The following is a 24,464-nucleotide window of genomic DNA, read 5'->3' as shown; positions in this document are numbered from 1 at the left end:
AGCCGCCTGACGTTGCTGACAAACCCTTTTCGGCATGTCCGTGTTTCCCGGCGAATCACGACGAGGGGCGCTCCGGCGGCTTACGCCGCTACGACCCCATCGCCGCACTTCACCTAATAACGGACTTTGTCATCAGTGTGAGGCGGCGCAAGCCGTCTTTTTCTTGTGTGCAGGTTTAGCTACTGCTATTGAACTGATCGAGGATGTCCTGCTCTGTCAGCATCGGGGTTTGTTGGGCGAAATCATAAAAATCCGGTTTGCTTTCGATATAAATCTGGCTCACCAACCGTTTGCGATCGTCCGGGAATATCCCTGCAGACAGCTCATAGGTTTGCGTTTCCAACAGCAGGTAATAGAGATGGGTGCCACAGATGCGGCAAAACGTACGCTCGGCCCATTCTGACGAGCGATAGTGCGTGACGTTCTCTTCACCGTGCAGCACCACGTCCTGTTTGCACTCTACCGCCAACAGCGGTCCGCCGCCCCACTGGCGGCACATATTGCAGTGACACACGCTAACGTCATGCACACACGCTTCCGGCACGTCGACGGTGACTGCACCGCATAAGCACTGGCCCTTGGTCATTTTCATCACGCCCTCCTGCCGCAAACGGTTATCGTTTTTTTCAACGCTGTTGCCATAAAAAAGGGGCATACCGACGGTTGCCCCTTTTCTGTGAATGTGGTTATTTTACCACGCGTAACGAGGGTCGCCCGCCGCGCGGAGCCGGTGGTGGCTCGTCATCAGGCGGGTTAGTCTCTATCACGCTGTCTTGATGCTCGTTATCCACAACCGACATCACCACACCCGGCGTCAATGCCTCACCCTGCGCATCCGTCAGGTTATCCAGCTCATAGGCTGGCTCGGGCTCAAACATGGTGCCAGCGCCGTTCTCACGGGCGTAAATGGCCAGCACGGCGGCCATCGGCACATAAACCTGACGTGGTACGCCGCCAAAGCGAGCGTTAAAACGCACGCTGTCATCAGCCAACTCCAGGCCACCTACCGCGCGCTGTGCGATATTCAGTACTATCTGCCCATCGCGGGCGAATTCCATTGGCACCATTACGCCCGGCAGCGATACATCAACCACCAGATGCGGCGTTAATTGATTATCCAGCAGCCAATCATAAAAAGCCCGCAACAGATACGGACGGCGCGGAGACAGTTGAGACAACGCCATACAGATTTAACCTCGGGTGTGCAAACGGATTTCACGCTCGGCTTCGGTCAAGGATGCCAGGAAAGCATCACGTTCGAAGACGCGCGTCATATAACCTTTCAGCTCTTTCGCCCCTGCGCCCGTCAATTCAATGCCCAGCAGCGGCAAACGCCACAGCAGCGGTGCCAGATAGCAGTCGACCAGGCTGAACTCTTCGCTCATGAAATAAGGCGCTTCATTGAACACGGGTGCAACGGCCAGCAACTCTTCGCGCAGCTGTTTACGCGCAGCATCCGCCTCTTGTGCATTCCCCTGCATGATTTTTTTCAGGAGGGAATACCAATCGGATTCAATGCGGTGCATCATCAGGCGGCTGGTTCCGCGCGCTACCGGATACACCGGCATCAGCGGAGGATGAGGGAAACGCTCATCCAGATACTCCATGATGATACGAGATTCATACAGCGTCAGTTCACGATCGACCAGCGTCGGCACGGAGCCATAGGGATTGAGGTCAATAAGATCCTGTGGCAGGTTATCCATATCCACCAGCTCAATCTCGACACTCACGCCCTTTTCCGCCAAGACAATGCGAACCTGATGGCTAAAAATGTCGGACTGACCAGAAAACAGCGTCATCACCGAACGTTTGTTGGCAGCGACAGCCATGAAAACCTCCAAGTTTATCGAGAAATACGACTAATAACTAAACGGCGCTATCCTGCATAGCCCGGAATCACTGTACGTGATTGTCCACAAGAAAAACGTCTGGCGGCATCAACATTCGGGAAAATTGCCGACTGGCATACAGGCACAAAATCGGCAAATAGTTTACCAGATTTTGTGCGTTCTGTGGTGAAAGAAGCGCAATTTCATTACTAACCCTCAGAAAAGCAGGATTATTTTTTTATCTGGAGAGGCGGAATGTGAGCAGAATGAACCTGATGAGGCGAATGCAAGGCAAAAAAAACCCGGTGCAAGCACCGGGTTTTTTGCGTTGATTTGCAGCGATAAACGCCAGAAATTAACGTTTGGAGTACTGAGGACGGCGACGTGCTTTACGCAGACCGACTTTCTTACGTTCAACTTCACGTGCGTCACGGGTAACGAAGCCCGCTTTACGCAGTTCAGAACGCAGAGACTCGTCGTACTCCATCAGCGCACGGGTGATACCATGACGAATGGCACCCGCTTGACCGGAAATACCACCACCTTTAACGGTGATGTACAGATCCAGTTTGCCAACCATGTCGACCAGTTCCAGCGGTTGACGAACTACCATGCGGGCAGTTTCGCGACCGAAGTACTGTTCCAGGCTGCGCTGGTTGATGACGATATTGCCGTTGCCCGGTTTGATGAACACGCGAGCGGCGGAGCTTTTGCGGCGACCAGTGCCGTAGTATTGATTTTCAGCCATTGCCTATAATCCCGATTAAATGTCCAGAACTTGCGGTTGCTGTGCCGCGTGGTTGTGCTCGTTACCTGCGTAAACTTTCAGTTTACGGTACATAGCACGACCCAGCGGGCCCTTCGGCAGCATGCCTTTAACCGCGATTTCAATCACACGCTCAGGACGGCGGGCAATCATCTCTTCAAAGGTCGCTTGCTTGATACCACCGATGTGGCCGGTGTGGTGATAGTAAATCTTGTCAGTACGCTTGTTGCCGGTTACAGCAACTTTGTCAGCGTTCAGAACGATGATGTAATCACCGGTATCGACGTGCGGGGTGTATTCCGCTTTATGCTTACCGCGCAGACGGCGAGCCAGTTCAGTAGCCAGGCGGCCCAGAGTTTTACCGGTCGCGTCAACAACATACCAGTCGCGTTTGACGGTTTCTGGTTTAGCTGTAAAAGTTTTCATTAAAAGCTTACCCAATTTAAGTTACACGTTGGTGAACACCCAAACGCTTCAATAAATTCAGAAATAAAGTGTCGAGGTTCACACGGCATCTAGTCCAGCAAACCTACCCCTTCGAATAGCCATGCCGGCGCGATTAACGTTTCGGGAAAAAAACGTTGTAACGTGGGGTCGCAGGATTATAGAGAAGTCGATAGCAAAGATCGACCTCTTTTCCACCAAAGCGCAATAAATTACCCGTTGTCCGCTCAGGCAAGGTGCGGTTGGCTCAAATATTCTTCACTTTGCATCTCTTGCAGCCGCGACAGGCAGCGCTGATATTCGAATTTCAGGTGCTCGCCTTGATACAGCGCGAACATCGAGGTTTGCGCCGCGATCACCAGCTTGACCCGCCGCTCATAAAACTCATCCACCAGCGCCAGAAAACGGCGCGCCGCATTCTCCTCTTTGGTCCCCATCACCGTCACGTTGTGCAGCAGGACCGTGTGGTAGAGGCGCGACAGCGCAATATAGTCATTCTGGCTGCGTGCATCGAGACATAGCGTAGCAAAATCGACGGCCAGCACGCCATCGCTCGCACTGAGCGTCGGCATAGGCCGGTGGTTGATTTCCAGCACCGGTCCCGGCGCGGAGAATGCCCGGCCAGACAAGCGCGAGAACATTTGTCGCATTTCAGCCTCGGTGTCGGGCGACAGCGGCGTCAGATAGAGATGCGCCTGCGTCAGCGTGCGCAGGCGATAATCGATACCCGCATCGACATTGCGCACCTCGCAGTACTGCTTGATCAGATCGATAGCCGGCAAAAAACGACTGCGTTGTAAGCCGTTACGATAGAGGTTATCCGGAGGAATATTGGAGGTGGCCACCAAGGTAACGCCGCGGGCGAACAACGCACGCAACAGTTCCGCCAGCAGCATGGCATCGGTGATATCCGTAACGAAAAACTCATCAAAGCAGAGCACATCGGTCTGCGCTTTAAACCCATCCGCCACCTGCTCGAGCGGGTTCGGTTGCCCCTGTAGCTGGTTCAGCTCTTCGTGCACGCGCAGCATAAAGCGATGGAAATGCAGCCGCAGCTTGCGTTCTGTCGGCAGACTCTGGAAAAACAGATCCATCAGCCAGGTTTTGCCGCGCCCGACCCCGCCCCACATATAAAGCCCCTGCACCGGAGCCGCAGGCGTTTTATCTGCCAGTCCCAGCCAGTGCCGCCAGCGGACAAAGCGGCCATCGGATACGGGAGTCGCCTGCGACGCTTCGCGCGCTTGCAAGGCCTGATAAATGCCATGCAGCGCGGTTACCGTTTGCCGTTGTACCTCATCAGGCTGATACTCGCCCGCCGCCACTGCCTGCTGATAATGTGCCAATGGCCCAGCAAGCGGCAGCGTTGTCGGTTGTATCATCTCGCGTTCTCCCTTCATCCGTCATTTTCCGAAAAAAAGTTAGTCGTGTTTTATCGCCCGTTACCGGCGATTCGCTCCGCGATCGTCGCATTTTTCCATGATATCACCTGAAAGAGATCCCAATTACCTTACAGCGTCGCGTTTCGGGACTCCACTCGGGCGGCGTTAGCGGTTATAGTGGCTATTATGAAGTGAAAAAACCCTACGGGACAACGACGTCGAAAGAGGTGTCTTTATGACTTGGGAGTATGCGCTAATAGGATTAGTTGTCGGCATCATCATCGGTGCTGTCGCCATGCGCTTTGGCAACCGTACTCTGCGGCAGCAGCAAGCGCTGCAAAGCGAGTTGGAAAAGAGCAAAACCGAACTGGAGACCTATCGTCAGGAGTTGGTGGGCCATTTTGCTCACAGCGCCGAGTTGTTGGACAACATGGCAAAAGATTACCGTCAGTTGTACCAGCATATGGCAAAAAGCTCTAGCAACCTGCTGCCAGATTTGCCGATGCAGGATAATCCGTTTCGCTATCGCTTAACCGAGGCGGAAGCAGACAACGATCAGGCCCCAGTGGGCATGCCGCCACGCGATTATTCAGACGGCGCGTCCGGACTGCTGCGCGGTGAGCGCCCTCTGCGCAAATAATCACCCTGCGCCCTACTGCGTGAAGGACAACATCCTTCACGCAGCCTACATCCCCGACGTCCCTTCCCTGCCAGTTTGACGATAGTTACATTCCCTTGACGAAAGAACAGTGAACTTTACACGTTATTCGCTGGTCGACTCTTCACCAGCCGTTTAAGTTTATATATCATCATTTTATTCATAATCGACATTCTGTCGATGGTTCGCAGGTTGTGAGAGATAACGTCAAATGAAGAAAAAATCATTATTATTCAGCGCACTGGCAGTAAGCATGAGCCTGGCATTGTCATCGCTTCCTGCCGTACAAGCCGCCCTGCCCGCCGTGGTGGAAGGTCAACAGTTACCCAGTCTGGCACCGATGTTGGAAAAAGTGCTGCCTGCGGTGGTCAGCGTGCATGTCGAAGGCACGCAAACCCAGCGCCAACGCGTACCGGAAGAGTTTAAATTCTTCTTTGGCCCGAATGCGCCGTCAGGCAAGCAGAACAGTCGCCCGTTTGAAGGCCTCGGTTCCGGCGTGATTATCGATGCGGCCAAAGGGTATGTCCTGACCAATAACCATGTCATCAACAACGCCGATAAAATTCGCGTGCAGTTGAATGACGGTCGGGAATATGAAGCCAAACTGCTGGGTCGCGATGAGCAAAGCGACATCGCGCTGCTGCAACTGAACGATGCCAAGAATCTGCAAGAAGTTAAAATGGCGGATTCTGACCAACTGCGCGTCGGGGATTTCGCCGTTGCCGTGGGTAACCCGTTCGGCCTCGGCCAAACGGCCACCTCTGGCATTATCTCCGCATTGGGTCGCAGCGGCCTGAATCTGGAAGGGTTGGAAAACTTTATCCAGACCGATGCCTCCATTAACCGCGGTAACTCCGGCGGTGCACTGGTTAACCTCAACGGTGAGCTGATCGGGATTAACACCGCGATCCTGGCACCGGGCGGCGGCAACATCGGTATCGGGTTTGCCATTCCCAGCAACATGGCGCAAAACCTGGCACAGCAGCTTATCGAGTTCGGTGAAGTGAAACGCGGCCTGTTGGGCATCAAAGGCAGTGAAATGACCGCCGACATGGCGAAAGCCTTCAAGGTGGAAGCACAGCGTGGTGCCTTCGTCAGTGAAGTATTGCCAAAATCAGCGGCCGCCAAAGCCGGTATCAAAGCCGGTGATGTGCTGACATCACTGGACGGCAAGCCGATCAGCAGCTTTGCTGAGCTGCGCGCCAAAATCGGCACCACCGCGCCCGGTAAAACGGTGAAGATTGGCCTGCTGCGCGAAGGTAAACCGCTGGAACTCTCCGTGGTTCTCGATAACAACACCTCTGCCGCCACCAGCGCTGAGAGCCTTTCTCCGGCCTTGCAGGGCGCATCGCTTGCCAATGGTCAGGCGAAGGATGGCAGCAAAGGGGTGCAGATTGAAGACGTCACCAAAGACACACCCGCAGCACAAGTGGGCTTGCAGAAGGGCGATATCATTATCGGCGTTAACCGTGAGCGGGTAGAAAACATCACCCAGTTGCGCAAAATTCTGGAAAGCAAACCCAGCGTGTTGGCGCTGAACGTGGTGCGTGGCGAAGAAACGATTTACCTGCTGTTACGCTAATACAATATATTGTATCAATACTATAAAATCGGACACGGTACATGCCGTGTCCGGTAAACTCATGTTATCCTCCGCTTACCTGTCCACTTCCCTGTACGTTTTATGCTCGCAAAACTCTTTCGCTCCGCCATTATTGGCGCGATCGTGGCGGGAATTCTGCTCGCGATCATGCCGTTGCTACGGTCAAATACCGCACTGTTTTCCCGCTCACACAGTATCCAGAGCGAGGATGTGCCGCTGAGCTACAATCAGGCGGTTCGCCGCGCAGCACCGGCGGTGGTTAATGTTTATAGCCGAGAATCGGCCAGCGAGAACAACGGGGAACTGAATATTCGCCTGCTCGGATCTGGCGTGATCATGAGTGAAAAAGGCTACGTGCTCACCAATAATCACGTGATCAACAATATTGCGCAGTTGGTTATCTCGTTACAGGACGGCCGCGTCTATGAGGCCAGCGTGATTGGCACAGACAAACTGACCGATCTGGCGGTGGTGAAAATGGAAGCCGTTAACCTACCGGTTATCACCATCAACGAAAAACGCACGGCGCACATCGGCGATGTGGTGCTGGCTATCGGTAACCCTTACAACCTCGGGCAAACCGTCACCCAGGGCATTATCAGCGCCACCGGCCGCGTGGGGCTGAGCCTGATGGACGGTTCAGGTTCCGGCTTTGGCGGGCGACAGAACTTCCTGCAAACCGATGCCTCCATCAACCACGGTAACTCTGGCGGTGCATTGGTCAACACGCTGGGTGAACTGGTCGGCATCAACACCCTGACCTTTGATAAAGGCAGCGACGGAGAAACGCCGGAAGGGATTGGCTTCGCCATCCCGGTAGCGCTGGCTACCAAGGTGATGGGAAAACTGATTCGCGATGGTCGTGTAGTTCGCGGCTATATCGGCATTAACGGCGCACAAGCGGAAGGGTTATCACCCAATAGCACGCTGGACGGCAATAAACGCCTGCAAGGTGTGATCGTGATGAACGTCGAACCCGGTGGCCCGGCGGATAAAGGCGGCATGAAAAAAGGTGACGTGCTGCTGACCATGAACGGCAAGCCCGCCGTCTCAGTGATTGAAACCATGGATCAGGTGGCTGAAGTTCGTCCCGGCACTGCCGTTCCGGTAGCCATTCGCCGCGGCGATCAGGAGATGACGCTGTCGGTAACGATTCAGGAGTTCCCGGAGAGTTAATCTTGCCAGTATGAGCAGCACCACGGCTGCTCATACTGAAACAGGATTACGCGTCGTTGCCGCTCACACGTTCGATGTTCGCGCCCAGTCCACGCAGTTTGTCTTCAATGCGTTCGTAGCCACGATCGATGTGATAGATACGATCGACGAGGGTTGTGCCTTCCGCAATACAGCCCGCCAGCACCAGACTGGCTGAGGCACGCAGATCGGTCGCCATCACCTGTGCGCCAGAAAGCGTATCAACGCCGTGGCAGATCACAGTGTTGCTCTCAATCTCTGCCTGCGCGCCCATACGAATCAGTTCAGGCACGTGCATAAAGCGGTTTTCGAAGATGGTTTCGGTGATAACACCGGTGCCTTCAGCCACCAGATTCAGCAGACTGAACTGCGCTTGCATATCGGTCGGGAAGCCGGGATGCGGAGAGGTGCGCACGGTAACCGCTTTCGGGCGTTTGCCATGCATATCCAGGCTGATCCAGTCTTCACCCACTTCGATATCCGCGCCTGCATCACGCAATTTCGCCAGCACGGCATCCAGCGTATCCGGGCGCGTGTTGCGGCACACAATGCTGCCACGAGAGACCGCAGCCGCCACCAGGAACGTACCGGTTTCGATACGGTCTGGCAGCACGCGGTAAACGCCGCCACCCAGACGCTCAACGCCTTCGATAACGATCTTGTCGCTGCCTGCACCGGTGATTTTTGCGCCCATCGCATTCAGGAAGCCTGCGGTATCAACGATTTCCGGCTCACGCGCGGCGTTTTCAATAATCGTGGTGCCTTCAGCCAGCGTTGCCGCCGTCATGATGGTGACGGTCGCACCGACGCTGACTTTGTCCATCACGATGTGCGCACCCTGCAAGCGCCCGTCAACCGTGGCTTTGACATAGCCCTCTTCCAGCACGATCTTGGCACCCAACTGCTCCAGCCCGGTAATGTGCAGATCGACCGGACGAGCGCCAATCGCGCAGCCGCCGGGCAGTGAGACCTGACCCTGACCGAAACGCGCCACCAGCGGCCCCAACGCCCAGATGGAGGCGCGCATGGTTTTCACCAGATCGTAAGGGGCGCAAAAGACGTTAACGTCGCGGGCATCCACATGCACCGAGCCGTTGCGCGTCACGTGAGCACCCAACTGGCCGAGCAGCTTCATCGTGGTATCGATATCACGCAGCTTGGGAACATTCTGGATTTCTACCGGCGCTTCCGCCAGCAGGGCCGCGAACAGGATAGGCAGGGCGGCATTTTTCGCCCCGGAGATAGTGACTTCACCAGTGAGCCGGGTGGGACCCTGCACACGAAATTTGTCCATAGTTAAAGGTTCTCAGCTTGCTAAAAGTATTCCAGGGCGCACTGCTCTCGCTTAAAAGCCGTTCAGCTTACGATCGCGCTGCCATTCTTCCGGTGTATAGGCCTTGATGGAAAGCGCATGAATGCGGTTGTCCGCAATGTACTCCATCAAGGGCGCGTATACGGTCTGCTGCTGTTTGACACGACGCATACCAACAAAAATATCCCCCACGGCGACGACCTGAAAGTGGCTGCCATCGCCCGTTACGTGGACTTCTTGCAGTGCGAGTGCCTTCATCAGCACCTCTTCGATCTCGTTATTTTCCATCGCTCTCAATTCTGTGTTCAGGGGAGGATTATCAGCCGTGTATCTTAGATGAATACGCCGCTTTCTTAAACAAAGAAATCCCTCTTGGCGTAAGCCAAGAGGGCTGTTTTTATCTATACGCGGGAAAGGTAAAGAAAAAAATCAAACGACGGGAATAACGTCGTTGAGGTTGTACAGCGCAATCAGCGTTTTTACCCGCTCACCGGCGCCAGAAATCACCAAGGATGACGCTGAACTGTTTTGCTGTTGATAGAGGTGTACCAACAGCGCCAGCCCGGCGGAATCCACTCGGTCCAGCGCAGAGATATCCAGCGTGTGCTTGCCCGCCAACAAGGTCTCGCGCTGCTGCCAAAACGGCAGCAGGGAATCGCGATCCAAATCGCCGGACAGCGCCAGCGTTGTGTCTTGCGACGTCCAGCGCAGCGCTTCAGCCATTCTTCTGCTCCAGCGTAATCGGCTGACGCGCAGAGGCTTCCAACTGCTTGGTTAACCCATCAACACCCTGTTGACGCAAAATGGCTGCCCATTCGTTTTGCTTGGTGGTGATCATGCTCACCCCTTCGGCAATCATATCGTAAGCCTGCCAGTTACCGGTCTGGCTGTTTTTACGCCATTGAAAATCCAGACGCACCGGGGGACGGCCGCCGTTGTCAAGAATGGTCACACGGATAGGAATAATATCAGCGCTGCCCAGCGGTTGTTCCGGCGCAATCTGGTAGTTCTGCCCGTGATACAGCGCCAGCGCCTGACCGTAGGCCTGCGCTAAATAGGCTTCAAAGGCTTTGAAATAGGCATCACGCTGCGCTGGCGTCGCGTCTTTATAGTAGCGGCCCAGCACCAGCGCACCCGCATAGCGAATCTGCACATACGGCAGCAGCTCTTCTTTCACGATTTGACGCAAGTAGTTCGGATCCTGCTTGATGCGCGGTTGTTCCGTTTTCAGACGCGTAAAGGTCTTTTCCGCCGCATCGTTCATCAAACGATAAGGGTTGGTTTGATCCGCCGCGCTGGCAAGAGGTGCCACGACCAGCAGTGCCACCATCAGTAAACGTTTTAACATGCAGATATCCTCTTGATTATTGTGCTACGCCCGGCGCAGGGGCTGACGGCGCTGGCGTCAATGCCGGAGCGTTTTGCGGTACAGATTCCGTTTTTTCCGTATTGTCGGTGCTATCGCCCCCGCTCTTATAGAGGAATTGTCCGATTAAGTCCTCGAGCACCATGGCGGATTTGGTGTCCTGAATCACGCCGCCATCGGCCAGGATCTTGGTACCCATTTCTTCATCTTCGAAACCGATATTCAGCGCCAGATACTGTTCTCCTAGCAGCCCGGAGGTACGGATCGCCAGTGAACTGGTGTCGGGAATATGGTCGTACCGGCGTTGAATATCCATGGCAACGCGCGGCAAATACGTTTTGGTATCCAACGAAATATCGGCGACGCGACCAATCACCACACCGCCGACTTTTATCGGGGAACGCGCTTTCAGGCCACCGATATTGTCAAAGGTGGCGTACAGCCGGTAGGTCTGTTCGCTGCCGATAGACTTCACATCGGCGACTTTCAAACAGAGAAAAATAACGGCGCCCAGGGCGATCAACAGGAATACGCCAACCCAGATTTCACTTCGCTTTGTTTGCATCGACTCAGTTCCCAAACATCAGTGCTGTCAGCACAAAATCCAATCCCAATACCGCCAATGACGAATGCACCACCGTGCGCGTCGTCGCCCGGCTGATCCCCTCAGAGGTCGGGATCGCATCATAGCCATTGAACAACGCAATCCAGGTCACGGTAATCGCAAATACCACACTTTTAATCACGCAGTTCAGCAGATCCTTGCGCCACTCGACCGCGCCCTGCATCGCTGACCAGAAAAAGCCATCATCAATGCCCTTCCAGCTCACGCCAACCAACGAGCCGCCCCAGATGCCGACCGCTACGAAGATAATCGTCAGCAGCGGCATGCTGATAAGTCCAGCCCAAAAACGCGGGGCTACCACGCGCCGTAGCGGGTCCACGGCCATCATCTCCATACTGGAGAGCTGCTCGGTGGCTTTCATCAGGCCAATTTCTGCCGTCAGGGCCGATCCGGCGCGGCCAGCAAACAACAGCGCGGTGACCACCGGCCCCAGTTCGCGCAGCAGAGACAGCGCCACCATCATGCCCAGACTGGCCTCAGCGCTGTAGGTGGTCAGCACAAGATACCCTTGCAGCCCCAACACCATGCCAATAAACAGACCGGACACCAGGATGATTAATAACGACTGAACCCCAACGCTGTGCAGCTGCTTGAGCAACAGCGGGCCTTGTTTGCGCAGTTCGGGACGGCCCACCAGCGCATTAAACAACATAAACCCGGCACGGCCAAAGGCAGCACAGGACCGGATTCCCTGGCGTCCGAACGACGCCAATGCTTCTCGTAGCATGAATTGATTAACTCCCGGAGCCTAACAGGCTGGTTTTGTAGTCACCAGCAGGAAAGCGAAACGGCACGGGGCCATCGGCAATGCCATCAATAAATTGCCGCACCCGAGGATCGGAATTCGCGCGCAGCGCCTCCACCGAGCCGTGCGCAACGATGTGCTGGTCAGCAACGATATAGGCATAATCCGCGATGCTCAGCACTTCCGGCACGTCATGGGAGACCACAACGCAGGTGATGCCCAGCGCATGGTTCAGTTCGTCGATAAGCTTAACCAACACGCCCATGGTGATCGGGTCCTGGCCGACAAAAGGTTCGTCGAACATGATCATTTGCGGATCGAGCGCGATGGCGCGGGCCAGCGCGGCACGGCGGGCCATCCCCCCGGAGAGCTCTGAAGGCATCAGGTTGGCCGCACCGCGTAGCCCTACCGCTTCCAGTTTCATCAGCACCGTGCTGCGTAACAGGACTTCAGGCAGTCGGGTATGTTCCCGCAGCGGCCAGGCCACGTTCTCAAACACGGTAAGATCGGTGAACAGCGCGCCAGACTGGAACAACATGCTCATTTTTTTACGCACGTCATACAATCGGGAACGGGAGAGCGTTGGAATATTCTCTCCGTCAAACCAGATCTCGCCGCTGTCCGGTTGAAGCTGACCGCCAATCAGGCGCAGCAGCGTGGTTTTACCGATACCGGAAGGCCCCATGATAGCGGTGACTTTCCCTTTGGGTACGGTTAATGAAACATCGGTGAAAATGGGCCGCTCGCCGCGTGAAAAATTGAGCCCACGAATTTCAACCAGATGAGTAGCTTCTTGGCTCATGCGATCTTTTCCTTCACTCACTCCCCTTGACGATCGTCGCTGTTATACGTTCATTACGTGCAACAACCGTTGCATTTCCTATCAAGCTTAACGGCAGGTTTCAGGCAAAGCCCGAGTTTTACAAAATATTACCGACAATTCTTACCGAAAAGGGCGGGTTAGGGCTGCCATAGGTTTTACTTTTTCTGCCCAGACAGTCAAAATTACCCCTCTACGATGCAACGCAATTTTTGCTCGACATTCGTCCGCGCACCGGTTCATTGCCTCATGAACCGGTGATTATACCCGAATAAAGGACGCTGCATGCTTTTTGCGATAGTTCTGCTGGTTATTGGCCTGTTTCTTTTGGTTTATGGTGCCGACCGTTTGGTTTATGGCGCCGCCGTTCTTGCCCGTGTGTGGGGCGTTTCTCCTTTGATTATCGGCGTGATGATTGTTGGCATCGGCACCTCACTGCCAGAGTTGGCGGTGTCGGTCACGGCGGGACTGAACCAGCAAATGGACATGGCAGTCGGTAACGTATTGGGATCGAATATCGCCAATATCATGCTTATCCTCGGCACTGCCGCCCTGATTCGCCCCTTGACCTTTCGTTCCGACCTGCTGCGGCGTGAACTGTTCCCCATGCTGTTGATCACGCTGTTCAGCGGCGGCGTGCTTTACAATGGCTACCTGAGTCGGCTTGATGGTGTCATGCTGCTCGCCGCGGCGGGTGCCTGGATTGTGCTGATGCTGCGCATGGCGCGTCAGGCGCAACAAAACGGCAGTGACAGCCTGACACGCGAACAATTGGCGGAGCTGCCGCAGGCACAGGCCGACGGTAACCAGACGGTTGCCGTACTCTGGCTGCTGCTGGGATTGATTATTCTGCCGATGGCGGCGCGTATCGTGATTGACAATGCCACGGTGATCGCACGTCATTTTGCCTTTGACGAGCTGACCATTGGGCTGACAGTGCTGGCGATTGGCACCAGCCTGCCGGAACTGGCTACCGCCATCGTCGGCACGCTGAAAAAAGAGGATGATATCGCGCTGGGTAACCTGATCGGGTCAAACGTCTTCAATCTGGTTATCGTGCTTGGCGTCCCGGCGCTGCTGTCACCCGGTGCGGTGAACCCGCTGGCGTTTCAACGCGATTACGGCGTGATGCTGGGAGCCAGCCTGCTGCTGACGCTGCTCTGTCTGCGGAAAAAGCGCTCTATCGGACAAGGTGCTGGCGCGCTGTTACTGTGTATGTTTATTGCTTACCTTGCGACGCTGTTTTTGCTGTACTAGCGGCGCACGACTCGTTTTCTTGGAAAACTCAAATAGTCAGGATTAACCGTTATGTCCAACGTTGAACAACAGCCCGATTTCGATTTCCAACAGGCGGGCCGACACGTGCTCGCCATCGAACGCGACGGGTTGGCCCATCTGGACCAGTATATCGATGACAACTTCACCCGTGCGTGTCGCACCATGTTCCATTGCCAGGGCAAAGTGGTGGTAATGGGAATGGGGAAATCCGGGCACATCGGCTGCAAGATGGCGGCAACCTTCGCCAGCACCGGCACCCCCTCGTTTTTTGTCCATCCCGGCGAGGCCAGCCACGGTGACCTCGGGATGATCACCGCGCAGGATATCGTGATCGCGATATCCAATTCGGGTGAGTCCAATGAAATTCTGGCGCTGATCCCGGTGCTCAAGCGTCTGGGCGTGTTTCTGATTTGCATCACCAGCAACCCGGAAAGCACCATGGGTAAAGCGGCCGATATTCACCTCTGTGTCCACGTGCCGCAGGAAGCCTGTCCGTTGGGGCTGGCACCCACCTCCAGCACCACGGCCACGCTGGTGATGGGCGATGCGCTGGCCGTCGCCTTGCTACAGGCGCGGGGTTTCACCGCCGAAGATTTTGCCCTTTCTCACCCCGGCGGCGCACTGGGTCGCAAACTTTTGCTGCGCGTTGCGGATATTATGCATACCGGAGACGAGATTCCTCACGTTACCCGAGACGCCTCGTTGCGTGATGCGCTGGTGGAGATCACCCGCAAAAGTTTCGGTATGACCGTGATCTGCACGCCGGACATGACGATCGAGGGCATCTTTACCGACGGTGACCTGCGTCGCATCTTTGATATGCAGATCAACCTGAACGATGCGCGTATCGCCGATCTGATGACGGCAGGCGGCATTCGGGTTACCCCCAATACCTTGGCGGTGGATGCCCTGAATCTGATGCAGTCGCGCCATATTACGTCGTTGCTGGTGGCACAATCCGATCGACTGGTCGGTATCGTCCATATGCATGATATGCTGCGCGCTGGCGTGGTGTGACAGTATACGGGATCGTCATTTTGGCGATCCCTACAGAAGGGTGACATCAAGGATATGTGTTTATGAATAACCCCCTGGCGCAAACCGCCACCTGCTACGGCCCCGTCGCGGATCGGGTGTTGGAAAAGGCGCAAGCCATCAAATTGCTGATTTGCGACGTTGATGGCGTGCTTTCCGACGGCCTGATCTACATGGGCAATCAAGGGGAAGAATTGAAGGCGTTTAACGTGCGCGACGGCTATGGTATTCGCTGTCTGCTAACGTCCGGCATTGAGGTCGCGATCATTACCGGGCGTTCTGCGTCGCTGGTAGAAGACCGCTGCCGCACGCTGGGTATCACCCACCTTTATCAGGGACAGTCAGATAAGGTTTTGGCCTTCCGTGAACTGTTAGATACACTGTCGCTTAGCGCCGATCAGGTTGCCTATATTGGTGACGATTTGATTGACTGGCCGGTGATGACACAGGTAGGCCTTAGCGTGGCCGTGGCAGATGCCCATCCTCTGCTGCTGCCCAGGGCGGACTACGTGACGCAAATTGCTGGCGGACGCGGTGCGGTACGCGAGCTGTGTGACCTTATCCTGCTGGCGCAGGGTAAGCTGGACGAAGCCAAAGGGCTATCGATATGACGGTATCGTCACTGCAAATGGGCTATCGCCGCACGTTTGCGATGACCATGAGTACGTTTTTATTATGAATAAGACGAAGCGTTGGCTAACCGCGCTATTGGCGCTCATTGTATTGATTCTGATTGGCTGGAACCTGACGGATCAGGACAGCGCGCCACAAACGGAACCCCAGGACAATGCGGTGCCGACCTACACCAGCGATGAAACCACCACGCGCGTGTTTAACCCGCAGGGTGGCCTGAACTATCGACTGGTGGCGCAAAGAGTGGAGTATTTTAACGCGGAGCAGCTCACCTGGTTTACTGCGCCTGTCGCTACGCTGTTTAACGAACAGGGTATCGCCACCTGGACGGTGCAAGCCGACCGCGCCAAGCTGACCAAAGATAAAATGTTGTTCTTATACGGGCATGTGGAAGTCAACAGTCTGACCAATGACTCACAATTACGGCAGATAAAAACCGATAATGCGCAAGTTAACCTGGTGACACAGGACATCGCCTCCGATGATGAGGTGACACTGTACGGAGCCAGTTTCCTCTCGAATGGGATGAAAATGCGCGGCAATTTGCGTAACAAAACTGCCGAATTGATTGAAAAGGTAAAAACCTCTTATGAAATTCAACACCAATAATGCCTGGCGTCACGCAGCCATTGCCAGCGCCCTGTTAGCAGCAAGCCTGCCTGCCCTTGCTGTGACAGGAGACACCAGTCAGCCGATTCACATTGATTCCGCGCAGCAGTCATTGGACATGCAGGGCAATACGGTCACCTTTACCGGCAATGTCACGGTCAAACAAGGCACCATCGACGTGAAGGCCGAAAAAGTCGTGGTCACGCGCCCACAGGAATCGCAGGGCCAGGAAGTGATCGAGGCCTTTGGTAATCCGGTCACGTTCTTCCAGATGCAAGATAACGGCAAACCGGTGAAAGGCCGTGCACAGAAAGTGCGCTATGAACTGGCGCAGGACAAGATCACACTGACGGGTAATGCGTATCTGGAACAACTGGATAGCAACGTGAAAGGCGATCGCATCACCTATCTGGTGAAACAGCAGCAGATGGAAGCGGTGGGCGATAAAGGCGGGCGCGTCACCACCGTGCTGGTGCCCTCGCAGTTACAGGAAAAGAACGGCAAGGCCGCCGCACCCTCGTCTCAAAAAGCCAAGCAGCAACCACAGGCAACTGAATAACCTATGGCAACATTAATCGCAGAAAACCTGGCGAAGGCCTACAAGGGCCGTCGCGTGGTCGAAAACGTAAGTTTAACGGTCAACTCCGGTGAAATCGTCGGGTTGCTCGGGCCGAATGGTGCGGGAAAAACCACGACATTCTATATGGTTGTCGGCATTGTCCAGCGCGATTCCGGGCGGATCGTGATTGATGATGAAGAGATAAGCTTGCTGCCGTTGCATGAACGCGCACGCCGCGGTATCGGCTATCTGCCGCAGGAAGCCTCGATTTTTCGCCGTTTGAGCGTCTATGACAACCTGATGGCCGTCTTGCAGATTCGCAAAGACCTGACGCCGGAGCAGCAGGACGATCGCGCCAATGAGTTAATGGAAGAATTCCATATTATTCATTTACGCGATAGTCTGGGACAATCACTGTCCGGCGGCGAACGTCGTCGCGTAGAGATCGCCCGCGCACTGGCGGCCAATCCCAAATTCATTTTGCTGGATGAACCGTTTGCCGGTGTCGATCCAATTTCGGTGCTCGACATAAAAAAAATCATTGAGCATCTGCGAGACAGCGGCCTGGGCGTACTGATTACCGATCACAACGTGCGTGAAACGTTGGACGTGTGCGAACGCGCCTATATCGTCAGTCAGGGACAGCTGATTTCCCACGGCTCACCCAGCGAAATCCTGGCGGATGAGCAGGTGAAACGCGTCTATCTGGGCGAAGGCTTCCGACTTTGATACTGTAACGTTTGCAATGGGCGTTCCATTTAAGGGAAAGTGACACGAGTTATGAAGCAAGGTTTGCAACTCAGGCTAAGTCAACAACTGGCCATGACGCCACAACTTCAGCAGGCGATTCGTCTGCTTCAGTTGTCTACGCTTGAACTCCAGCAGGAAATCCAACAAGCGCTGGAAAGCAACCCGTTGCTTGAACAAACCGACAGCCACGATGAAATCGATGCTCAGGAAACGAGCGACAGTGAATCACTAGACACATGCGAAGCCCTTGAGCAGAAAGACATGCCGGAAGAGCTGCCGCTGGACGCCACCTGGGATGAAATCTACTCCGCAGGCACGCCCTCGGGCACCGGCACCGATTACCGCGATGAAGAACTGCCGGTCTATCAGGGTGAAACCACGCAAACGTTGCAGGATTACCTGATGTGGCAGGTGGAGTTGACGCCGTTTTCCGACACCGATGCGGCCATCGCTACCTCGATTGTTGATGCGGTGGACACCACCGGCTATCTGACCGTTCCGCTGGAAGACATCCTCGAAAGCATTGGCGACGATGACCTGACGATTGAGGAAGTGGAAGCGGTGTTAAAACGCGTGCAACGTTTTGACCCGGTCGGCGTGGCAGCGCGTGATTTGCGCGATTGCCTGCAAGTCCAACTGTCTCAGTTTGCCCCCGAAACCCCGTGGCTGGCGGAAGCCAAGCTTATCGTCAACGAATACCTCGACCTTCTGGCCAACCATGATTTTCGTGCACTGATCCGCGCAAGCCGGATCAAAGAGGATGCGCTGAAAGAGGCGCTGGCGTTGATTCAGTCACTCGATCCGCGTCCGGGGCAATCGATCAATACCGGCGAGTCGGAGTATGTGATCCCCGACGTGCTGGTGCGTAAACATCAAGATCGCTGGGTGGTGGAACTCAATACCGACAGCGTGCCGCGCCTGCAAGTCAACCAGCAGTATGCCGCACTGGGCCACAGCGCGCGTAACGACAGTGACAGCCAGTTTATCCGCAGCCACCTGCAAGAGGCGCGCTGGCTGATAAAAAGCCTGGAGAGCCGCAACGATACGCTGCTCAAGGTCACACGCTGCATTGTGGAACAACAGCAGGATTTCTTTGAGAAAGGGGAAGAGTTTATGAAACCCATGGTGCTGGCGGATATCGCTCAGGCTGTGGATATGCATGAATCCACTATCTCACGCGTCACAACCCAGAAATTTCTTCACAGCCCACGTGGCATTTTCGAACTAAAATATTTCTTCTCCAGCCATGTAAATACCGACAGCGGCGGTGAGGCGTCATCCACTGCCATTCGGGCGCTGGTGAAAAAATTGATCGCGGCGGAAAACCCCGGCAAACCCTTGAGCGACAGCAAGCTGACAACGCTGCTTTCCGATCAGGGAATCATTGTCGCGCGGCGTACCGTGGCAAAGTACCGAGAGTCTTTATCCATCCCGCCGTCAAACCAGCGTAAGCAGTTGGTTTGATTTCTACAGAGAAGGAAGACGCTATGCAGCTGAATATCACCGGACACCACATCGAAATCACACCCGCATTACGCGAGTTCGTTAACACAAAATTTGCCAAGCTGGAGCAATACTTTGATCGCATCAACCAGATCAACGTGGTGCTCAAGGTGGAGAAAGTGGAGCAGATTGCCGATGCTACTCTGTTCGTTAATGGCGGTGAACTGCATGCCACATCCGAATCTGAAGACATGTATGCCGCCATCGATCTGTTGATCGACAAACTGGCGCGTCAGTTAAATAAACACAAGGACAAACTCAAACAGCACTGATCGTCATCTCCGCCTCAGGGCGCAGGGAATACGCCTCTGGCACAGCGTCAGAGGCGTGAAGAGATGAGCGGGCCGTTAAGTGAAAACACCATGAATAACGATCCCATTTTGCAACTCAGCGCGGTATTACGCCAAGAGTGCACCCGCAGCACCGTTCATTGCCAAAGCAAGAAACGGGCGTTGGAAATCATCAGCGAATTGGCAGCCAGGCAGTTAAACCTGCCGACGCCGCTGATCTTCGAGGCATTGCTGACGCGTGAGAGAATGGGCAGTACCGGTATTGGCGGCGGTATCGCGATCCCACACGGAAAACTCGATGATGATAACGCCTTGGGTGCCACCGGGGTCTTTATCCAACTTGAACAGCCGATATCCTTTGATGCTATTGATAATCAAGGGGTAGACTTGCTTTTTGCCTTGCTGGTTCCCGCAGAACAATGTAAAACCCATCTACATACGCTATCACTTGTCGCCAAACGCCTGGCTGACAAAAGTGTGTGTCGGCGTTTACGGGCCGCGCAGAGTGACGAAGAGCTGTACCAAATTATGATTGAAGGGGATTAATCCCCGGTAGAAAACGCGCGACATTCAGACATTCGCGCTACGATGTGCGTCACAGATGAATCACTCGGTCAGGGTGTAACAAAAGAAGGCAATAGCCGGAGGGGAGTCGTCGGATGGTGCTGATGATTGTCAGTGGTCGCTCAGGTTCAGGAAAATCTGTGGCCCTGCGCGCCCTGGAAGATATGGGGTTTTATTGCGTGGACAACCTGCCCGTGGTGTTGCTGCCGGAACTGGCAAACACGCTGGCACAACGCGATATCTCGGCAGCGGTCAGCATTGACGTGCGCAATATGCCAGAATCGCCGGAAATCTTCGAGCACGCCATGGATCAGCTGCCGCCCAGTTTTGCGCCGCAACTGCTGTTTCTGGATGCCGATCGCAACACTCTGATTCGCCGTTACAGCGACACACGCCGTTTGCACCCCCTTTCCAGCAAAAATCTCTCGCTGGAAAGCGCCATCGATGAAGAGAACGATTTGCTGGAACCGTTGCGTTCTCGCGCCGATCTGATCATCGATACCTCAGAAATGTCAGTGCATGAACTGGCGGAAATGCTGCGTACCCGGCTGCTGGGCAAACGCGAGCGTGAACTGACCATGGTGTTCGAATCCTTTGGTTACAAGCACGGCATTCCTATCGATGCGGATTACGTGTTCGATGTGCGCTTCCTGCCTAACCCCCACTGGGATCCGAAATTACGTCCGATGACCGGGCTGGACAAGCCGGTTGCCGCGTTCCTCGATCGCCATACGGAAGTACACAATTTTATTTACCAGACGCGCAGCTATCTGGAACTGTGGCTGCCCATGCTGGAAACCAACAACCGCAGCTACCTGACGGTGGCTATTGGCTGTACCGGCGGCAAGCACCGTTCCGTCTATGTGGCTGAGCAACTGGCAGACTATTTTCGCTCGCGCGGAAAAAACGTACAGTCCCGCCACCGCACGCTGGAAAAACGCAAATAATGGCCGTCAAACACACCGTCATCGTCAAGAATAAGCTCGGTATGCACGCCCGCCCGGCGATGAAGCTGTTTGAACTGGTGCAAAGCTTTGATGCCGAAGTGATGCTGCGTAATGAAAGCGGCGTTGAGGCCGAAGCCAGCAGCGTGATCGCCATGATCATGCTGGATTCAGCCCAGGGTAAGCACATTGAAGTGGAAGCCAGCGGCACCGATGAAACCGCCGCACTGGCGGCGGTGGTTGAGTTGTTCGAAGCCGGGTTTGACGAAGAGTAACACGCGACAATAATCCCAAAAATCGACAATGCCATAGGTAATAACGCTGCCTTATGGTATAACTTCGTTACAAGTTATCTCTCATTTTTATCAACACCCCCGCGTCACTGGCGCGGGGGTGTTGCTTTATAAATGCGGTAGACTTTTTCTCTTGATATTGTTTTTTCATATATGCAGCACGTGTTTATATCCCTATGAACCTTGATTTTACTGTCATGACGTAACGTTGTTTGTTACCGCTATGCGTTTTATCGGGAGTTGTGTTTTACCAACCTATTGGAGAGGAGTATGACGAAACCTAACCTGACTATTAGCGAACTGGATGCGGAACGCCTGGATCGGCTGTTGGAACAACCCGCGTTTGCGGGCACACCGATTGCACAAGCGTTGAATGAGGAGCTGGATCGTGCCGAGATCTTGCCTTCAGAGGACATCCCGTCAGATGTCGTCACTATGAACAGTCGGGTACGCTTTCGCGATTTAAACACTAACGAAGAGCACACTCGAACACTGGTTTATCCTGCCGCCATGCAGGACAGCAAGGAACAACTTTCTGTTATGGCGCCGCTCGGCGCAGCCCTGCTGGGTCTGCGCGTTGGGAATACCATTACCTGGCAGTTGCATAACGGTACAGAAACGCGCGTGGAAGTACTGGAATTGCTCTATCAGCCTGAGGCCGCTGGCGAATATCGTCGCTAAGCACGCGCCCACTGCCCTGATTTCAGGGCAGTCATGATTGCGTCAAAACGGCCACAGCAGCCACCAGTTCGTCAGTTTATCCCCCAAACCTTGCCACCAAATGCGTGACATCAGATGGCCTGCTTTCTTACGCGGTTCGGTGGGCGATTCCCCTTTGGCCGTCAATGCTTCCCAGGCAGCCCAGCGCACATCAAAAACGAAATCCCGCTGCATCATGTCGCGCAAAATCACCAGACTGCGCGGATCCGGCTCGACACGCAAATGCGCCACCAGCGCCAGCCGCTTGCGAAAATCAGTTTTATCCTGCGCGAGTTGCTGTGCGAGATCGCCATCAAACGCGCTGTCGGGCATTCCCTGCTCCCTAGACATGCCGTTGTATCCGTATACGCCTGATTACATCCCGGCGATCTTCATGCTCGGCAGCAGCGCCGAACCGCACTGGATATTGCTGCGGGTTTCAATGTCATCCCCCAGCGTCACCATGTCGCGCAGCATGGTTTTCAGGTTACCGGCGATGGTGATTTCGCTCACCGGATACTGAATTTCACCATTTTCCACCCAGAAGCCTGACGCCCCGCGCGAGTAATCGCCCGTTACCGCACTCACGCCCTGTCCCATCAGCTCGGTCACCAGCAGGCCTTTATCCATCTGCTTGAGCATCTGCTGGAAATTTAGCCCCTGGCCCGCGATACGCCAGTTGTGAATGCCGCCAGCGTGACCGGTGCTCTTCATGCCGAGTTTACGCGCGGCGTAGCTGGTCAACAGCCAGGTTTGCAACACACCGTCTTTAACGATGTCCCGCTGCGAGGTACGAACCCCTTCACTGTCGAACGGGGTAGACGCCAGCCCTTTGCGCAAATGCGGCAGTTCTTCGATGGTGAGCCAGTCCGGCAGGATCTGCTGGCCCAACTTATCGAGCAGGAAGGTCGATTTGCGGTACACGTTACCGCCGCTGATCGCCCCCACCAAATGGCCGAACAGCCCGGTAGCCACTTCGGCGGCAAACATCACCGGTGCTTCCATGGTTGGCAGCTTGCGCGGTGATAAACGCGAGAGCGTGCGGCGAGCGCACTCTTCACCCACCCATTCCGGGCTTTGCAGATCGTCCAGCGCACGCCCGACGGTGTAGGCGTAATCGCGCTCCATATCGCCGTTCACTTCGGCAATCACACAGCTCGACATCGAGTGGCGGCTCGACAGATAGCTTTGCAGCATACCGTGGCTGTTGCCAAACACTTTGATGCCGTAGTGGCTGTTGAAGCTGCCCCCTTCGGTATTGGTAATGCGCGAATCGACGTTGAGCGCCGCCTGCTCGGCGCGAGCGGCCAGCTCAATGCCTTTTTCCGCATCCAACGCGGCAGGATGAAACAGATCGAGATCGGGTGCATCAAACGCCAGCAGTTCTTGTTCTGCCGGGCCAGAAAAGGGATCGGGTGAGGTATAACGGGCAATATCCAGCGCAGCCTGCACGGTGCGTGCAATGGCCGCCGGGCTCAAGTCGGTCGATGACGCACTGCCTTTACGCTGCTGATGGTATACGGTAATTCCCAACGCGCCATCGCTGTTGAATTCCACATTTTCAACCTCGCCGTAGCGCGTACTGACGCTGATCCCTGTGGTTTTGGAAATGGCCACCTCTGCCGCATCTGAACCAGCACGCGCCAGCTCCAACGCCTGTGCAACTGCCTGCTCCAATGCTTTACGCTGTTCTGCAACCTGAGTGATTATTGTCATCGTTCTGCCATACTGAGTTAAAAGCCGTTCAGAAGCCGGGAAATGGCGTCTGCCTTGCCCCTCTTCTGCGCCTAAAGGTGTATGCTTGAGTCTAACAGGATATCAGGATAATTTCGCAAAAAGCCCAAACCTGTTAGGATCGGCGTCTTTTTTATGGCGTTAACCGCGTCACATGCCCGAATTGTTACGGAAAGAGATAATGAACAAACACCCTGAAGAGTGGCTGGACGACGTACCGGACCCGCACGCCGAAGATGATGAAGACGATGAGATCATCTGGGTCAGCAAAAGCGAAATCAAACGCGATGCAGAAGCGCTGAAAGATCTTGGCGTCGAGCTGATTGAGCTCGGTAAAAATGCGCTGGAGCGCATCCCGCTGGATGACGATCTGCGTGCTGCGGTTGAGCTGGCGCAGCGCATCAAAAAAGAGGGTCGTCGCCGTCAGGTACAACTGATCGGTAAGATGCTGCGCGCCCGCGATCCGGAGCCGATTCAAATCGCACTGGATAAGTTGAAGAACCGCCACAACCAGCAGGTCGCCCTGTTTCACAAACTGGAACAACTGCGCGACAGGCTGATTGAGGAAGGGGATGATGCCATCCCTGATATCCTTGGGCTCTACCCGAACGCCGATCGCCAGCAGTTGCGCTCACTGGTGCGCAATGCGCAGAAAGAAAAAGCCGCGAACAAGCCGCCCAAGTCTTACCGCCAAATTTTCCAGTATCTGCGCGAACTGGCTGAAGATCAGGCCTAGCCCCTTGAGGTAGATAACCCTTAAGGTAAATAGCCCTTAAGGTAAATAGCCCTTGAGGTAAATTGCCCTATGGTAAATCACCTCGTGGTGGAG

31 protein-coding genes are annotated in these 24,464 nt (G+C 54.8%); 16 read left to right on the top strand and 15 right to left on the bottom strand.

Features of this window, described 5'->3' with window-relative positions:
- Positions 1-175: 175 nt before the first annotated feature.
- From J5069_RS10495 to zapE, 6 genes are all read right to left on the bottom strand, one after another.
- Positions 176-592: a GFA family protein gene (locus tag J5069_RS10495; RefSeq protein WP_319801673.1), complete on the bottom strand. Its 417-nt coding sequence runs from the start codon at positions 590-592 to the stop codon at positions 176-178.
- 94 nt (positions 593-686) lie between these two features.
- Positions 687-1,184: a ClpXP protease specificity-enhancing factor gene (gene sspB / locus J5069_RS10490; RefSeq protein WP_264643856.1), complete on the bottom strand. Its 498-nt coding sequence runs from the start codon at positions 1,182-1,184 to the stop codon at positions 687-689.
- A 6-nt stretch (positions 1,185-1,190) separates the two neighbouring features.
- The gene (gene sspA / locus J5069_RS10485) at positions 1,191-1,832 is read right to left on the bottom strand and encodes a stringent starvation protein SspA (protein ID WP_222159226.1); all 642 of its coding nucleotides are present in this window, start codon (positions 1,830-1,832) and stop codon (positions 1,191-1,193) included.
- 355 nt (positions 1,833-2,187) lie between these two features.
- On the bottom strand, positions 2,188-2,580 hold the full coding sequence (gene rpsI / locus J5069_RS10480) for a 30S ribosomal protein S9 (protein WP_195314295.1): 393 nt from the start codon (positions 2,578-2,580) through the stop codon (positions 2,188-2,190).
- A gap of 15 nt (positions 2,581-2,595) precedes the next feature.
- Positions 2,596-3,024, bottom strand: coding sequence for a 50S ribosomal protein L13 (gene rplM, locus J5069_RS10475; protein WP_264643855.1), 429 nt, complete (start codon positions 3,022-3,024; stop codon positions 2,596-2,598).
- A gap of 245 nt (positions 3,025-3,269) precedes the next feature.
- Complete coding sequence (gene zapE, locus J5069_RS10470; protein WP_264643854.1) at positions 3,270-4,421, bottom strand: cell division protein ZapE; 1,152 nt, start codon at positions 4,419-4,421, stop codon at positions 3,270-3,272.
- A 235-nt stretch (positions 4,422-4,656) separates the two neighbouring features.
- Here zapE and zapG point away from each other — a divergent pair, with 235 nt between their 5' ends.
- From zapG to degS, 3 genes are all read left to right on the top strand, one after another.
- Positions 4,657-5,061, top strand: coding sequence for a Z-ring associated protein ZapG (zapG, locus tag J5069_RS10465; RefSeq protein WP_264643853.1), 405 nt, complete (start codon positions 4,657-4,659; stop codon positions 5,059-5,061).
- Between the two features lie 229 nt (positions 5,062-5,290).
- Positions 5,291-6,661, top strand: a complete 1,371-nt coding sequence (gene degQ, locus J5069_RS10460; protein WP_264643852.1) for a serine endoprotease DegQ — start codon at positions 5,291-5,293, stop codon at positions 6,659-6,661.
- Positions 6,662-6,763: 102 nt separating this feature from the next.
- On the top strand, positions 6,764-7,858 hold the full coding sequence (gene degS / locus J5069_RS10455) for an outer membrane-stress sensor serine endopeptidase DegS (RefSeq protein WP_264643851.1): 1,095 nt from the start codon (positions 6,764-6,766) through the stop codon (positions 7,856-7,858).
- 46 nt (positions 7,859-7,904) lie between these two features.
- Here degS and murA read toward each other — a convergent pair whose 3' ends face one another.
- The 7 genes from murA to mlaF all read right to left on the bottom strand — a co-directional run bounded on the left by murA (position 7,905) and on the right by mlaF (position 12,726).
- Positions 7,905-9,170 (bottom strand): UDP-N-acetylglucosamine 1-carboxyvinyltransferase, encoded by a 1,266-nt coding sequence (murA, locus tag J5069_RS10450; RefSeq protein ID WP_264643850.1) that lies wholly within the window; start codon positions 9,168-9,170, stop codon positions 7,905-7,907.
- Positions 9,171-9,221: 51 nt separating this feature from the next.
- On the bottom strand, positions 9,222-9,476 hold the full coding sequence (gene ibaG, locus J5069_RS10445) for a BolA family iron metabolism protein IbaG (RefSeq protein ID WP_264643849.1): 255 nt from the start codon (positions 9,474-9,476) through the stop codon (positions 9,222-9,224).
- 141 nt (positions 9,477-9,617) lie between these two features.
- Complete coding sequence (mlaB, locus tag J5069_RS10440; protein ID WP_264643848.1) at positions 9,618-9,911, bottom strand: lipid asymmetry maintenance protein MlaB; 294 nt, start codon at positions 9,909-9,911, stop codon at positions 9,618-9,620.
- Complete coding sequence (mlaC, locus tag J5069_RS10435) at positions 9,904-10,536, bottom strand: phospholipid-binding protein MlaC (protein ID WP_264643847.1); 633 nt, start codon at positions 10,534-10,536, stop codon at positions 9,904-9,906. Before mlaC ends, mlaB begins: the two co-directional genes overlap by 8 nt.
- A gap of 16 nt (positions 10,537-10,552) precedes the next feature.
- Entirely contained in the window at positions 10,553-11,119 is a 567-nt protein-coding gene (gene mlaD, locus J5069_RS10430) for an outer membrane lipid asymmetry maintenance protein MlaD (protein WP_264643846.1), read from the bottom strand.
- A 4-nt stretch (positions 11,120-11,123) separates the two neighbouring features.
- On the bottom strand, positions 11,124-11,906 hold the full coding sequence (mlaE, locus tag J5069_RS10425) for a lipid asymmetry maintenance ABC transporter permease subunit MlaE (protein WP_264643845.1): 783 nt from the start codon (positions 11,904-11,906) through the stop codon (positions 11,124-11,126).
- A gap of 7 nt (positions 11,907-11,913) precedes the next feature.
- Positions 11,914-12,726 (bottom strand): phospholipid ABC transporter ATP-binding protein MlaF, encoded by an 813-nt coding sequence (gene mlaF, locus J5069_RS10420; RefSeq protein WP_264643844.1) that lies wholly within the window; start codon positions 12,724-12,726, stop codon positions 11,914-11,916.
- A gap of 303 nt (positions 12,727-13,029) precedes the next feature.
- Here mlaF and J5069_RS10415 point away from each other — a divergent pair, with 303 nt between their 5' ends.
- The 12 genes from J5069_RS10415 to rnk all read left to right on the top strand — a co-directional run bounded on the left by J5069_RS10415 (position 13,030) and on the right by rnk (position 21,883).
- Positions 13,030-14,001: a calcium/sodium antiporter gene (locus tag J5069_RS10415; RefSeq protein ID WP_264643843.1), complete on the top strand. Its 972-nt coding sequence runs from the start codon at positions 13,030-13,032 to the stop codon at positions 13,999-14,001.
- 51 nt (positions 14,002-14,052) lie between these two features.
- On the top strand, positions 14,053-15,039 hold the full coding sequence (kdsD, locus tag J5069_RS10410) for an arabinose-5-phosphate isomerase KdsD (protein ID WP_222159213.1): 987 nt from the start codon (positions 14,053-14,055) through the stop codon (positions 15,037-15,039).
- 62 nt (positions 15,040-15,101) lie between these two features.
- Positions 15,102-15,668 (top strand): 3-deoxy-manno-octulosonate-8-phosphatase KdsC, encoded by a 567-nt coding sequence (kdsC, locus tag J5069_RS10405; protein WP_264643842.1) that lies wholly within the window; start codon positions 15,102-15,104, stop codon positions 15,666-15,668.
- Between the two features lie 64 nt (positions 15,669-15,732).
- Positions 15,733-16,299: an LPS export ABC transporter periplasmic protein LptC gene (lptC, locus tag J5069_RS10400; protein WP_264643841.1), complete on the top strand. Its 567-nt coding sequence runs from the start codon at positions 15,733-15,735 to the stop codon at positions 16,297-16,299.
- Positions 16,280-16,858, top strand: coding sequence for a lipopolysaccharide ABC transporter substrate-binding protein LptA (gene lptA, locus J5069_RS10395; protein WP_264643840.1), 579 nt, complete (start codon positions 16,280-16,282; stop codon positions 16,856-16,858). Before lptC ends, lptA begins: the two co-directional genes overlap by 20 nt.
- A gap of 3 nt (positions 16,859-16,861) precedes the next feature.
- Positions 16,862-17,587, top strand: coding sequence for an LPS export ABC transporter ATP-binding protein (lptB, locus tag J5069_RS10390; RefSeq protein WP_195314277.1), 726 nt, complete (start codon positions 16,862-16,864; stop codon positions 17,585-17,587).
- Positions 17,588-17,638: 51 nt separating this feature from the next.
- Positions 17,639-19,072 carry an RNA polymerase factor sigma-54 gene (gene rpoN, locus J5069_RS10385; protein ID WP_264643839.1) on the top strand — a complete coding sequence of 478 codons (1,434 nt, stop codon included), beginning with the start codon at positions 17,639-17,641 and terminating at the stop codon, positions 19,070-19,072.
- A 23-nt stretch (positions 19,073-19,095) separates the two neighbouring features.
- Positions 19,096-19,383, top strand: coding sequence for a ribosome hibernation promoting factor (hpf, locus tag J5069_RS10380; RefSeq protein WP_195314275.1), 288 nt, complete (start codon positions 19,096-19,098; stop codon positions 19,381-19,383).
- 90 nt (positions 19,384-19,473) lie between these two features.
- Positions 19,474-19,947 carry a PTS IIA-like nitrogen regulatory protein PtsN gene (ptsN, locus tag J5069_RS10375; protein WP_264625263.1) on the top strand — a complete coding sequence of 158 codons (474 nt, stop codon included), beginning with the start codon at positions 19,474-19,476 and terminating at the stop codon, positions 19,945-19,947.
- A 113-nt stretch (positions 19,948-20,060) separates the two neighbouring features.
- Positions 20,061-20,912, top strand: a complete 852-nt coding sequence (gene rapZ / locus J5069_RS10370) for an RNase adapter RapZ (RefSeq protein ID WP_195314274.1) — start codon at positions 20,061-20,063, stop codon at positions 20,910-20,912.
- Complete coding sequence (npr, locus tag J5069_RS10365; RefSeq protein WP_264643838.1) at positions 20,912-21,184, top strand: PTS phosphocarrier protein NPr; 273 nt, start codon at positions 20,912-20,914, stop codon at positions 21,182-21,184. The genes rapZ and npr overlap by 1 nt, the downstream gene beginning before the upstream one ends.
- Before the next feature lie 288 nt (positions 21,185-21,472).
- The gene (gene rnk, locus J5069_RS10360) at positions 21,473-21,883 is read left to right on the top strand and encodes a nucleoside diphosphate kinase regulator (protein WP_264643837.1); all 411 of its coding nucleotides are present in this window, start codon (positions 21,473-21,475) and stop codon (positions 21,881-21,883) included.
- A 42-nt stretch (positions 21,884-21,925) separates the two neighbouring features.
- Here the strand turns inward: rnk and J5069_RS10355 are convergent, their stop codons facing one another.
- Together J5069_RS10355 and pmbA are read right to left on the bottom strand one after the other, a co-directional pair.
- Entirely contained in the window at positions 21,926-22,252 is a 327-nt protein-coding gene (locus tag J5069_RS10355; RefSeq protein ID WP_264643836.1) for a hypothetical protein, read from the bottom strand.
- A gap of 24 nt (positions 22,253-22,276) precedes the next feature.
- Positions 22,277-23,617: a metalloprotease PmbA gene (gene pmbA / locus J5069_RS10350; RefSeq protein WP_264643835.1), complete on the bottom strand. Its 1,341-nt coding sequence runs from the start codon at positions 23,615-23,617 to the stop codon at positions 22,277-22,279.
- Positions 23,618-23,816: 199 nt separating this feature from the next.
- Here pmbA and yjgA point away from each other — a divergent pair, with 199 nt between their 5' ends.
- On the top strand, positions 23,817-24,371 hold the full coding sequence (yjgA, locus tag J5069_RS10345) for a ribosome biogenesis factor YjgA (protein WP_264625264.1): 555 nt from the start codon (positions 23,817-23,819) through the stop codon (positions 24,369-24,371).
- Positions 24,372-24,464 lie beyond the last annotated feature (93 nt).

It is taken from the genome of Candidatus Symbiopectobacterium sp. NZEC127, from assembly GCF_025962675.1.
GTDB lineage: Bacteria > Pseudomonadota > Gammaproteobacteria > Enterobacterales > Enterobacteriaceae > Symbiopectobacterium.
This window is presented reverse-complemented; position numbering and strand designations above follow the sequence as displayed.